The 11,705-nt window shown below is 70.9% G+C and carries 10 protein-coding genes and 3 tRNA genes; 5 read left to right on the forward strand and 8 right to left on the reverse strand.

Features of this window, described 5'->3' with window-relative positions:
• Positions 1-248 precede the first annotated feature (248 nt).
• Complete coding sequence (locus ABKW28_RS13480; RefSeq protein ID WP_348610451.1) at positions 249-1,694, forward strand: glycine hydroxymethyltransferase; 1,446 nt, start codon at positions 249-251, stop codon at positions 1,692-1,694.
• A 21-nt stretch (positions 1,695-1,715) separates the two neighbouring features.
• Here the strand turns inward: ABKW28_RS13480 and ABKW28_RS13485 are convergent, their stop codons facing one another.
• Positions 1,716-3,389 (reverse strand): acyl-CoA dehydrogenase family protein, encoded by a 1,674-nt coding sequence (locus ABKW28_RS13485; protein WP_348610454.1) that lies wholly within the window; start codon positions 3,387-3,389, stop codon positions 1,716-1,718.
• A 17-nt stretch (positions 3,390-3,406) separates the two neighbouring features.
• Here ABKW28_RS13485 and ABKW28_RS13490 point away from each other — a divergent pair, with 17 nt between their 5' ends.
• Together ABKW28_RS13490 and ABKW28_RS13495 are read left to right on the forward strand one after the other, a co-directional pair.
• A complete protein-coding gene (locus tag ABKW28_RS13490; RefSeq protein WP_193669309.1) occupies positions 3,407-4,420 on the forward strand; it encodes a YihY/virulence factor BrkB family protein in 1,014 nt (337 codons plus the stop codon).
• A gap of 10 nt (positions 4,421-4,430) precedes the next feature.
• Positions 4,431-5,531 (forward strand): NAD-binding protein, encoded by a 1,101-nt coding sequence (locus ABKW28_RS13495; protein WP_307822757.1) that lies wholly within the window; start codon positions 4,431-4,433, stop codon positions 5,529-5,531.
• Between the two features lie 15 nt (positions 5,532-5,546).
• Here the strand turns inward: ABKW28_RS13495 and ABKW28_RS13500 are convergent, their stop codons facing one another.
• A complete protein-coding gene (locus ABKW28_RS13500) occupies positions 5,547-6,062 on the reverse strand; it encodes a hypothetical protein (RefSeq protein WP_348610457.1) in 516 nt (171 codons plus the stop codon).
• 107 nt (positions 6,063-6,169) lie between these two features.
• Between ABKW28_RS13500 and ABKW28_RS13505 the strand changes: the two genes are divergently transcribed.
• Positions 6,170-6,502 carry a hypothetical protein gene (locus tag ABKW28_RS13505; RefSeq protein WP_193669311.1) on the forward strand — a complete coding sequence of 111 codons (333 nt, stop codon included), beginning with the start codon at positions 6,170-6,172 and terminating at the stop codon, positions 6,500-6,502.
• 3 nt (positions 6,503-6,505) lie between these two features.
• Here the strand turns inward: ABKW28_RS13505 and ABKW28_RS13510 are convergent, their stop codons facing one another.
• The 6 genes from ABKW28_RS13510 to ABKW28_RS13535 all read right to left on the reverse strand — a co-directional run bounded on the left by ABKW28_RS13510 (position 6,506) and on the right by ABKW28_RS13535 (position 10,553).
• Positions 6,506-7,027: a hypothetical protein gene (locus ABKW28_RS13510; protein WP_193669312.1), complete on the reverse strand. Its 522-nt coding sequence runs from the start codon at positions 7,025-7,027 to the stop codon at positions 6,506-6,508.
• Between the two features lie 545 nt (positions 7,028-7,572).
• Positions 7,573-7,647: transfer RNA gene (locus ABKW28_RS13515), tRNA-Val, on the reverse strand.
• A gap of 1 nt (position 7,648) precedes the next feature.
• Positions 7,649-7,719: transfer RNA gene (locus ABKW28_RS13520), tRNA-Cys, on the reverse strand.
• 32 nt (positions 7,720-7,751) lie between these two features.
• Positions 7,752-7,824, reverse strand: a tRNA-Gly gene (locus ABKW28_RS13525).
• A gap of 102 nt (positions 7,825-7,926) precedes the next feature.
• Entirely contained in the window at positions 7,927-9,252 is a 1,326-nt protein-coding gene (locus ABKW28_RS13530; RefSeq protein ID WP_348610466.1) for an ISL3-like element ISPfr2 family transposase, read from the reverse strand.
• A gap of 989 nt (positions 9,253-10,241) precedes the next feature.
• Positions 10,242-10,553, reverse strand: coding sequence for an antibiotic biosynthesis monooxygenase (locus tag ABKW28_RS13535; protein ID WP_348610460.1), 312 nt, complete (start codon positions 10,551-10,553; stop codon positions 10,242-10,244).
• Positions 10,554-10,660: 107 nt separating this feature from the next.
• Between ABKW28_RS13535 and ABKW28_RS13540 the strand changes: the two genes are divergently transcribed.
• Positions 10,661-11,602 carry a helix-turn-helix domain-containing protein gene (locus ABKW28_RS13540; protein ID WP_007079305.1) on the forward strand — a complete coding sequence of 314 codons (942 nt, stop codon included), beginning with the start codon at positions 10,661-10,663 and terminating at the stop codon, positions 11,600-11,602.
• Positions 11,603-11,705 lie beyond the last annotated feature (103 nt).

Genomic DNA, 11,705 nt, shown 5'->3' on the forward strand with positions numbered 1-11,705 from the left:
CCACGTGGCGGCGGACCACCAGGTGGACGTGGGTCGCGGCGAGGCTCATGGCAAGGAGTCTCAACTTCTGGACGGCCCGGCCACAACCCGACATCTCATGCAGTGAGACGTCGATCTCGACATCTGGACCGGCGGTGCCGTCCGCACGCTCAACCGCGCCGCGAGTGCGGCACACGTCACACCCTGCCGGCCGGCGTACGCCGCTGCCACGGGCCCGGCCGGGGCGGCGCGCTGCGTAGGCTGGCCCCATGACCGACGACCTGTCCCGCCTGTCCAGCAGCGCCTACTCCCAGGCACTCGAGGTCATCGCCTCGGTGGAGCCGCGGATCGCCGAGGCGACCCGCGCCGAGCTCGCCGACCAGCGCGCCTCGCTCAAGCTCATCGCCAGCGAGAACTACGCCTCGCCGGCCGTGCTGATGACCATGGGCACCTGGTTCAGCGACAAGTACGCCGAGGGCACGGTCGGTCACCGCTTCTACGCCGGCTGCCAGAACGTCGACACCGTCGAGTCGATCGCCGCCGAGCACGCCCGCGAGCTGTTCGGCGCCGAGTACGCCTACGTGCAGCCGCACTCGGGCATCGACGCCAACCTGGTGGCGTTCTGGTCGATCCTGGCGCACCGCGTCGAGGGCCCCTGGCTGGAGAAGGCGCAGGCCAAGAACGTCAACGAGCTCACCGACGCCGACTGGGAGGAGCTGCGCCGCGAGCTGGGCAACCAGCGCCTGCTCGGCATGAGCCTCGACGCCGGCGGCCACCTGACCCACGGCTTCCGGCCCAACATCAGTGGCAAGATGTTCCACCAGCAGCAGTACGGCACCGACCCCGAGACCGGGCTGCTCGACTACGACAAGGTCGCCGCCAAGGCCCGCGAGTTCAGGCCGCTGGTGCTGGTGGCGGGCTACTCCGCCTACCCCCGCCGGGTCGACTTCGCCAAGATGCGCGAGATCGCCGACGAGGTCGGCGCGACCCTGATGGTCGACATGGCCCACTTCGCGGGTCTGGTCGCCGGCAAGGTCTTCACCGGCGACGAGGACCCGGTCCCGCACGCCCACATCGTCACCTCGACCACGCACAAGTCGCTGCGCGGGCCGCGCGGCGGCATCGTGCTGGCCACCGAGGAGTACGCCCCCAGCGTCGACCGTGGCTGCCCGATGGTGCTCGGCGGCCCGCTCTCGCACGTGATGGCCGCCAAGGCCGTCGCCTTCGCCGAGGCCCGCCAGGACTCCTTCCGCGGCTACGCCCAGCAGGTCGCCGACAACGCCAAGTCGCTGGCCGAGGGCTTCCTGACCCGCGGCACCGACCTGGTCACCGGCGGCACCGACAACCACCTGGTGCTGGTCGACGTCAGCAAGTACGGCCTGACCGGTCGCCAGGCCGAGTCGGCGCTGCTCGAGGCTGGCGTGGTCACCAACCGCAACTCGGTGCCCGCCGACCCCAACGGCGCCTGGTACACCTCCGGCATCCGCCTGGGCACCCCGGCGCTGACCACCCGCGGGTTCGGCCACGACGAGTTCGACACCGTCGCCGACCTCATCGTCGACGTGCTCTCCAACACCCAGCCCGGCACGACCAAGGCCGGCGGCCAGTCCAAGGCGTCGTTCGTGCTGGCCGACGGCGTCGCCGACCGGGTCAGGGCGCGCTCCGCCGAGATGCTCGACAAGCACCCGCTCTACCCCGGGCTCGAGCTGAGCTGAGGCCCGTGCGGGGCGCCCCGCCTAGACGGTTGGGGTGGTCCGCTCCACGACCGCACGCAGGTCGCCGCCCTCGAGTGCACCCAGCACGCCGTCGTACGACGGGCTCAGCCGCGAGGCGCAGAAGATGTCGGCCACCTCGGGCGGGGCGAAGCGCACCAGCAGCGAGCCCTGCAGCACCGCCGCCATCCGCGAGGCCAGCCGGCGCGCGCTGCGCTCCATCGCCTCGGGCTCGCCCATCAGCGAGCCGATCAGGGCCAGGGTGTCCTCGACGGCCCGGTCGAGGCGCGCGTCGCCGCCGCGAGCCAGGCCGACCTCGGTGATCCAGGCGTCGAGCACCTCGGGCTCGCGGCCCAGGGCGCGCAGCACGTCGAGGGCGTTGACGTTGCCCGAGCCCTCCCACACCGAGTTGAGCGGGGCCTCGCGGTAGAGCAGCGGCATCACCGACTCCTCGACGTAGCCGTTGCCGCCCAGGCACTCCAGCGCCTCGGCGACCATCATCGGGGTGCGCTTGCAGACCCAGAACTTCGCCAGCGGCAGGGCGATGCGCCGCAGCGCCGCCTCGTGCGGGTCGGCCAGCCCGTCGACGGCCGAGGCCAGGCGCAGCGCCAGCGCGGTGGCGGCCTCGGACTCCACGGCCAGGTCGGCCACGACGTTCTGCATCAGCGGCTTGTCGACCAGGCGCGAGCCGAAGGCCGAGCGGTGCGTGACGTGCCAGGAGGCCTCCGAGACCGCGCGGCGCATCAGGGAGGCCGAGCCCAGCACGCAGTCGAGCCGGGTGGCGGCGACCATCTCGATGATGGTGCGCACGCCCCGGCCCTCGTCGCCCAGGCGCAGCCCGACGGTGCCGTCCATCTCGAGCTCGGAGGAGGCGTTGGAGCGGTTGCCGAGCTTGTCCTTGAGCCGCACGACGTCGAGCTGGTTGCGGGTGCCGTCGGGCAGCACCCGCGGCACCACGAAGCAGGTGACCCCGCCGTCGGTCTGGGCCAGCACCAGGAAGACGTCGTTCATCGGCGCCCAGGTGAACCACTTGTGCCCGTGCAGCGTGTAGGTGCCGTCGAGGCCGCCCGAGGGCTGCGCCCGCGTCACGTTGGCGCGCACGTCGGAGCCGCCCTGCTTCTCGGTCATCCCCATGCCCGCGAGCGCCCCGAGCTTCTCGCTCGGGTTGCGCACCCCGGGGTCGTAGCGGCGCGAGGCCAGCAGCGGGGTCCACTCCTTGGCGATGGCCTCGTCGGCCCGCAGCGCCGGCACGGCGGCGTACGTCATCGAGATCGGGCAGCCGTGCCCGGGCTCGGTGTGCGACCAGGCCATGAAGCCGGCGGCGCGGCGCAGGTGGGCGTGGCGATCGCCCTCGGCCTGCTCCTCCCACGGGGTCGCGGCCAGGCCGTGCCCGACGGCGCGCTCCATCAGCCAGTGCCACGAGGGGTGGAAGGTCACCTCGTCGATGCGGTGGCCGTAGCGGTCGTAGGGCACCAGCTCGGGGTGGTGCTCGTTGGCGAGCTGGCCGTGCTCGCGGGCCTCGGCCGAGCCGGCCTCGGTGCCGAGGGCCACCAGGCTGTCGAGCGTCTCCTGGGTGCCGTGGCGCAGCACGCCCTCGGTGAGGGCGGCGTCGGCGGTGACCACGTTGTGGCCGGTGAGCGGGGGAGCCTGGTTGGTCACGACGCGCAGGTCGGCGCGAGCGCTGCTGGAGGTCTGCATGCGGATACCGTAGGCGCATGGCCTCGGGCACCGGAGGGACCTCCCAGCTGCGCGAGGCGGTGGAGCAGCTGCGCGAGACGCTCGAGGCGCGAGCGCGGCGGGCGGGGCACCTGCTGTGGCGCCTGGTGGTCACCACGGCGGGCTCGTGCCTGCGCTACCGGGTGACCGGACTGGCCGCCGAGGCGGCGTTCTTCGCGGTGCTCTCGGTGCCGCCGCTGATCTTCGCGCTGGCCGGCGGCGTCGGCTACGTCTCCGACCAGTTCACCCCCGCCCAGGTCGAGGACGTGCGCGCGGCCATCCTCGAGGTCTCCTCGCGCCTGCTCACCGAGCGAGCCGTCGACGACGTCATCGCCAAGACCATCGACGACGTCCTGGAGGGCGGTCGCTTCGACGTCATCTCCCTGGGCTTCGTGCTCGCCCTGTGGTCGGGCTCGCGCGCGCTCAACGTCTTCGTCGACACCATCACCGTGATGCACGGTCTCGGCGGGCACCGGGGGATCGTCAAGACCCGGGCGCTGTCGTTCCTGCTCTACGTGCTGGCCATGGTCACCGGCGTGGTCTCGCTCCCGCTGGTCGTGGCCGGGCCCACGATGGTGCGCCAGGTGCTGCCCAACCGGGTCGACATGCTGATGGCCTTCTACTGGCCGGTCGTGGTGGCGGTGTGCATCTGCTTCCTGGCCACGCTCTACCACCTGTCGGTGCCGGTGCGCACCAACTGGAGCTTCAACCTGCCCGGGGCCACCTTCTCGCTGCTGGCCTGGATCGGCGGCTCCTACCTGCTGCGCTGGGTGCTGACCGTGACCGCCGCCGAGTCGCGCTCGATCTACGGCCCGCTGGCGGCGCCCATCGCGGTACTGCTCTGGCTCTACCTGCTCGCCCTGGCCGTGCTCATCGGGGCGGCGGTCAACGCCGCGTTCGACACGGTCTTCCCGCAGTCGGCCACCACGCGGGCGCGCCTCGAGCTGGTGCAGCGCTTCCGGGCCCGCATGTCGCGGGACCGCCTCGCACCGCTCGAGGAGCCGGTCGAGTAGGTTCGCCCGTGTGACCGAGCAGCCCCGTGACCTCACCGAGGGCCGCGAGCGGGGGACCATCTCCCTGCCCGAGCCGGTCCGGTCGCCCTGGTTCGAGCTGTCCCGGCGGCTGCTGGCCGCCCTGGCCATCCTCGTCGGCACCGTGCTGCTGGTCTACCTCGACCGCGGCGGCTACCGCGACGGCACCGGACCCGACCCGGGCATCAGCCTGATCGACGCGATCTACTACACGACCGTCACGCTCAGCACGACCGGGTACGGCGACATCTCCCCGGTCACCGACTCCGCCCGCCTGATCAACGCCTTCGTCATCACCCCCGCCCGCATCGCGTTCCTGGTCCTGCTCATCGGCACGACCATCGAGGTGCTGGCATCACAGGGTCGCGAGATGTTCCGCGTGGCCCGTTGGAGGAAGCACATGGACCACCACGTCGTCGTCATCGGCTACGGCACCAAGGGCCGCAGCGCGGTGCAGACCCTGCTCAACAACGGTCTCGAGCGGGAGGCGATCGTGGTGGTCGACCCCAGCGAGGTCGCCATGCAGGACGCGCACGCCGACGGCCTGGCGGTCGTCTCGGGCGACGCGACCCGCCGCGGCGTGCTGCGCCGCGCCGGTGTCGCCGACGCCGAGCAGGTCATCATCACCACCGACCGCGACGACTCCAACGTGCTGGCCACCCTGACGGTGCGCCAGCTCAACCCCGACGCCTACATCGTCACCGCGGTGCGCGAGCACGAGAACTCGCCGCTGATGCGGCAGTCCGGCGCCGACTCCGTCATCACCTCCTCCGACGCGGTCGGCCGGCTGCTGGGCCTGTCCAGCGTCTCCCCGACGCTGGGCACCGTGATGGAGGACCTGCTCAGCTACGGCGACGGGCTCGAGGTGGCCGAGCGCGAGCTGCTGGTCACCGAGGTGGGCCGCCAGCCCCAGTCGCTGCCCGACCAGGTGATCTCGGTGGTGCGCGACGAGAAGGTCTACCGCTACTTCGACCCGGTGGTCAGCCAGCTCGCCCGCGGTGACCGGCTGATCGTCGTACGCCCGGCGAAGGAGCTGCCCTGGGCCCCGCGCCCCGGCACCCACAACGAGGACGCCGCGACCGACGACGACTGAGCCGTCGCCGGCCGGTCAGCAGACGGGCACGCGTGACCAGTTGAAGTAGGTGAACTTCTTCGCGCCGTTGTGGGTGCGCATCTTGACGCGCACCTTCTGCTTGGCCAGGTCGCCGGTGCCGCTGAAGCGGGCGAAGACCTTGCGCCTGCCCGCGCGCGTCCAGCCGCTGTGCGCCGACGAGGTCCACATCGGGCCGGCGGCGGCGTCCTTGACCCACACCTCGGCGCGGCGCTCCGAGGTGTTGTGCTTGTTCTTCATCCGCACCAGCAGGTGGGCGTAGCCGTTGCTCGAGGGCGGGCGGCAGGCCTGCAGCTTCGCGCGCTTGTAGGTCTTCATCGTGTCCCAGCTCTTCGAGCCGGCCGCCGAGCGGTCGAGGTCGCGGGTGCGGTCCTCGGTGGCATCGCCGGGGGAGACCAGGCCCGGCACGACCAGCACGGCGGCGACCATGAGGGACACGGCCACCGGCACCAGCACCGAGCCCAGGACGGGGCGGCGGGTGCTCGCGCGGGACGGATGGGGGGTGCTCGGCACGGTGGTCCTCCGCTGATCGGGTCTGTCGGCTCGGTCGGCTCGGGTGCGGGTCCCCACGACCGTATCCGACGCCGCGGGGCGCGCACGGATCGACACGGGGGTCGAACGTGCGTTCGATCCTGTGGGAGGATCGGCGGGTGGCCGGCGGGATGAACAAGCGGGGGAGCGGGGTGCCGCTCGGCGAGCGCCGGCGCAGCGACCGGCCGGCCCCGCCCGCCGCGCCCGCGCGTCGTACGCCGACCTCGGCGTGCCCCGCGCGGCACTGCTGGGTGGGCGACCCGCTCGACGAGGAGGGCGAGAAGCGCCCCGGCCTGCTGCTGGAGTGGCGGCAGGGTCCCGAGGGCTGGCAGGGCCTGGTCGTGTACGCCGCGCGCGTGCGGCCCGGCTCGTGGGGCCTGGTGCAGGAGTGGTTGCCGAGCGCGAGCCTCACGCCGCTGTGAGGCTCAGCGGCGCCCGCGTCGGCAGGTCGGCACCTCGCTCCACCGCAGCGAGCGCACCGGGCTCGCGTCGTGGCGGGTGCGCAGCCGCACCCGCAGCCGCTGGGTGACCAGGCGGCCCGTGGTGGAGACCCGCGCGAGCGGCGCGGCGCGGCCGGGCCGCACCCACGGCGTGCGGCTGCTGCCGCTCCACGGCTGGGAGTAGGCGCGGTCCTTGAAGCTGATCTCGGCTCGGCGCAGCCGCTTCTCGTGGACGTTGTGCAGGCGCAGCACGATGCGGCGGAAGCCGTCCTTGCGCGGTGGGCGACAGCCCTCGAGCGCGGCCCGCCGGTAGGTGGTCAGGCGCGCCCAGCCCCGGTCGCGGTCGTCCGCCGCGCGGCGGTCCGCGGTTCCGGCGGCGGCGCTGACCTGGACCGTGGCCACGGGCGCGGTGGCCGAGGCGGTGGGTGTCGGCGACAGGGGCAGCGAGAGGGCGGCGGTGGCGAGCGCGGTGGCGACGACGGCGGACAGGCGGGAAGGTCGGTGCACCCGAGGAATGTAGGCCCAGCTGTGGCCCGTGTGACGGATGTGACTGATGAGGTCATCCGTGTCGAAGGACGAGGCTGACCCGTCTCCGGCGGGGACACGCCGGAGACGGCCGGGTTGCGCCTCGGACCGCGACCACCAGGGGGGACTGAGGTGGCGGCGTCCCTCCGAACTCTGTCGCGGCCGCGACGGCCGCGCAGGCTGTTGGCGAACCTCGGCCGTGAATCCGGCAGGTGTCCAGACGACCCGACTGGACGTCCCTGCCGCCTCGCCGAGCCGGCCGGTTCGAACGAGCCGGCTCGGCGATCGTTGGTCGAGCAGCGACGAGCGCCAGCGAGGAACGTCGCCGAGACCCCGCAAGCAACCCCGCCCACCTTGCTTACGCCGACCGGCCCGTCACGGTCCTGACGACCCTCACGCGACACGCCGACGGCGGCGTACGGGTCGTCAGGATGGTGCGCCTCGCGCCAGCCCCCGCTCGCGTGCTGTCCGGACATGGAACGAGGCCGGCTCCTGAGAAGGAGACCGGCCTCGGGGTGCTACGAACCTGGTGGGCGATACTGGGTTTGAACCAGTGACCTCTTCCGTGTCAAGGAAGCGCGCTACCGCTGCGCCAATCGCCCGAGGTGGAGACGGGATTTGAACCCGTGTAGACGGATTTGCAGTCCGTTGCCTCGCCTCTCGGCCACTCCACCACGGAGGTCTAACCAAGAGAGAGACCTCTCCGAGCGGACGACGAGGCTCGAACTCGCGACCTCAACCTTGGCAAGGTTGCGCTCTACCAACTGAGCTACGTCCGCTTGCCGCCTGGGGTTTCCCCCGGGCTGCGACAGGAACATTAGCCCAACCCCCAGGTCGCGCCAAATCCGGGTGTCGTCGGCGTGGCGAGGCGGCAAACCGGCTCATCCCAATCGGGGGTGTAGAAGTTGGGGTCTGAAGCCGCCGGTCTCGAGCAGGCTTCGGGCGATGTAGTTGGTCAGGTTGCGGAACCCGAGTGCGGAGCCGCGCAGGTGTTCGAGCCGTCCGTTGAGCGCCTCGGTCGGCCCGTTGCTGGTGCCGGGTCGTTCGAAGTAGGCGAGCACGTCAGCGGCTCGCTTCTTCAGGGTCCGGCCCAGGGTGGTGAGCTCGGTGAGCACCTTGGGGACGCCGGCGCTGAGGTCGGTGATCAGCTTCTCCATGAGCTCGCGGCCACGTTGCCGGTCCTCGTGGCGATAGGCGGCGATCATGCGCTGGTAGACACCCCAGGTCGCCTCGACCTCGACGTGAGCGTCATCAACGAACAGCGCGCGTAGCCTGTCGCTCTGCTTGTCGGTGAGCAGGTCCGCGCCGGTGTGCAGCGTGCGCCGCGACTTGTAGAGCGGGTCGTCCCTGAACCCACGGTGCCCGTGGATCGCGAGTTGGACCCGGCGCCGGCACCTGTCGAGGGCGTCACCGGTCAAGCGCACGACGTGGAAGGGATCCATCACCGTGACCGCGTCCGGGATCTCCTCTGCAGCGGCGGTCTTGAACCCGGTGAAGCCGTCCATCGCGACCACCTCGACCGCGTCACGGAAGGCGTCGTCGCGGTCGGCGAGCCAGGTCTTGAACGCCGCCTTCGACCGGCCCTCGACCATGTCCAGCAGCCTTGCTGGGCCGGCGCCATCGCGGACCGGGGTGAGGTCGATGATCACGGTGACGTACTTGTCGCCACGCCTGGTGTGGCGCCAGACGTGCTCATCGACGCCAATGACCTTCACGCCCTCGAACCGCGTGGGGTCGTTGATCAGCAGCCGCTTGCCTTCGGCCAGGACCGCGTTGTTGGCGGTGTCCCACGCGACCCCGAGTCCCTCGGCGACACGGGCGACGGTGAGGTGTGCGACCACGATCCCTTCCAGCGCCCACCGCAGCCCGGTGCGCGAGAGCTTCGCGCGTGGCTCCGCCGCGGCGCTGGTGTCTTGGCGCCACACGTGTCCGCAGTCGGCACAGCGGTAGCGGCGCACTACAACTTCCAGCACGGTCGGTCGCCAGCCCAGCGGCTCGTGGGCCAACCGCCGGATCACGGTGTCACGAGCAGCGCCTTCGCTGCCGCACCGTCGGCACCACTGATCTGGTTCCACCAAGCGGCACGCGAGGACCGCACGATCCGGTTCAAGTCGTTGCCCGGTCACGCTCAGACCGAGGCCGTCGAGTCGAGCGAAGGCGGTCAGGTCAGGGCGGCCGAAGCCGGCCGGCGGGGTAGCGTCGGACACGTCGAGGTCTTTCGGATGGATGGCGTAGCAGCTCCGTCGTCGGGAGACCTCGACGTCTATCTGCGGACCGACGCGCCCGGCCGACCTACACCGCCATCTGGGAAGACCCCTGAAACGTCTTCGACGACGACGGGACCGGCTAGGAGGAGGGCGCGGTGAGCTAAAAGAATGGAGCTTGCTCGGCTTCGACGCCGCCGCAAGCTCCGGTGAAACGGTCGGTACTGGTCGGTCGTCGTCGGTCACCACCGGATGGCGGCGCCCACTCTCGGCGTTTGCGCAGGTCAGCGGCTCGTTCGCCCAGTGGGCGCATCAAGCGATAGACGCAAAGCCGACGTGATTAGGTCGTCGGTTCGATTCCGACAGGCGGCTCTGGCGAACAGCCCCTGACCTGCGGAAACGCAGGGCAGGGCGGTTGGGTTCTGGTGGTCGCGCGATGCGCTGGCCTCACGGCTCTGCCCCCGACACCGACGTCGCTCTCCTCTGCGACGGACCCCTCGCCGGCTGAGCGCTCGCGGCCGGCATCCTGTCCGTGTGCCGATAGGCCTCGCTCCGCTCGGCAACGCGGCGTGGCGTTGTGTCGCGACCTGGACGTGCGAGGTGTCAACGGTGCGTCGGCGCAGCGGTCGTTGTGTGCGCAGCGAGATGTTCCATGCCGCACGGGCGACGCGCACGAACGCAACGCCCCGGAACGCCAACGCCCCGTCATCGCTGCGACGCGCAACGCGTCTCCCGTCACGGCAACGGATCGCAACCAAGACCCGCCCACGGCGCCTAGCGGGACGGAGGGCAAGTTGACACGGTTGCGCTGCCATGGAACCGCGCTGGCTCTCTCGATGACCACCGGTGAACCAGTGCCGCTCCAGGCTTGCGCCTGGTGTTGCCTGGCCCCCCTCGTGATCGGCCCGTCGGGGATCGTCAACGTGGTGCGGGTGTCGAGGCGGTCGGGTCCGACGGCTCGGCGGGGCGCGATCGTCTCGTGCGTTGGCGGACTACGGGAGCTTGGACGCGAGGACGTCGGCCGCCAGGATCTCGGGTGCTGCGCCGAGGAGGTCCTGGTTGGCCATCAGGGCTGCGACGATGGCGCCGTTGGCGTGGGCGTCGCGAGCGGCCTCGTCGGGGAATGCATCGAAGATCCAAAAGGTGTCGGCGTGGGTTCTAGCCGCGAACCAGACAATCGTTCCCACTTCTTCGTTGGCGAGTGCGACAGCGCCGGCGAGCAGATCGGCGAGCGCGTCGTGCTGTCCATCGGCCGCGACGATCTTGGCGACGAAGGCATACGGAAGTGATGCGGGTGTGGACATGAGGGGTTCTCCTTGAAGTCGGGGTTCTTCGTGGGGCGAGTTCAGCGTATGACGAGCGAGGGCCGATGGGGAGTGGCGTATACGACAGTATTGCTATTGTTCGCGCCATGCGTATCGGACTGATCGCGATCGACGGCTGCTTCGGTTCGGCTGTCGCGTCGGTCATCGACATCGTGCGGGTGGCCGACGGAGCCCGCGGCGATATCGACCCGCGGATCGACCCGATCGAACTCGCCATCCTCGGACCGAAACGGCGAGTGACCACGACGGCATCGATGACCCTGTCGGTTGACCACCCGCTGTCGGAGTCCGGAGAGTTCGACGTGGTCGTCGTCCCTGCGCTTGGAACCCTCACGGCCGCCGCTACCAACGACGCCCTCCAGAGCCGAGATGCTCGTTCGGTCATCGCCTCGCTCGGGCGCCTCGACGACGCGACCACCCGGATCGCCGCGGCGTGCACCGGCGTGTTCGCCGTCGCCGAGACCGGACGGATGCATCATCGGCGGGCGACGACCAGCTGGTTCCTGGGGCCGGAGTTCCTGAAGCGCTATCCGACCGTCGCCCTCGATCTCGACACCATGGTCGTCGTGGACGGGAACCTCGTCACCGCCGGCGCCGCGTTCGCCCACATCGACCTCGCGCTCTCACTCGTGCGATCGATCAGCCCCGACCTGGCCCAACATGTCGCCAAGCTCCTCATCATCGACGAGCGTCCGTCGCAGGCGGCCTTCGTCGCCTACGAACATCTCCGGCACGAGGACCCGATCGTCGTCGAGTTCGAACGCTTCGTGCGCGCCCGCCTGGACGAACCGTTCAACGTCGCCTTCGTCGCGCAGTCGCTCGGCACCAGCCGGCGCACCCTCGAACGACGAGTCCGTGCGGCGCTCAACCTCACTCCGCTCGGCTTCGTCCAACGGCTTCGCATCGAACGAGCTCGGCACCTCTCAGCAACCACGGACCTCACCTCCGCCGAGATCGCGCTACGGGTCGGCTACGCGAACGCCGAGACTCTGCGCTCCCTCCTGCGCAGGGAGCGACGCCGTTCCTGACCTATCGCCATGCCTGTAGCCGGTGTCCTAGCGCCCGGTTGGAACCACCTCTCAGCACGTCGCGTCGACGCTCCTGCGTCGCCCCTGGACGACCCACTCGACA

The organism is Nocardioides sp. 31GB23, from assembly GCF_040012395.1.
GTDB lineage: Bacteria > Actinomycetota > Actinomycetes > Propionibacteriales > Nocardioidaceae > Nocardioides > Nocardioides salarius.

Coding starts and splice junctions, on each gene's coding strand:
- ABKW28_RS13485 (WP_348610454.1), bottom strand. CDS start 3,389: ATGCAGACCTCCAGCAGCGCTCGCGCCGACCTGCGCGTCGTGACCAAC.
- ABKW28_RS13535 (WP_348610460.1), bottom strand. CDS start 10,553: ATGTCCACACCCGCATCACTTCCGTATGCCTTCGTCGCCAAGATCGTC.
- ABKW28_RS13490 (WP_193669309.1), top strand. CDS start 3,407: ATGGCCTCGGGCACCGGAGGGACCTCCCAGCTGCGCGAGGCGGTGGAG.
- ABKW28_RS13540 (WP_007079305.1), top strand. CDS start 10,661: ATGCGTATCGGACTGATCGCGATCGACGGCTGCTTCGGTTCGGCTGTC.
- ABKW28_RS13480 (WP_348610451.1), top strand. CDS start 249: ATGACCGACGACCTGTCCCGCCTGTCCAGCAGCGCCTACTCCCAGGCA.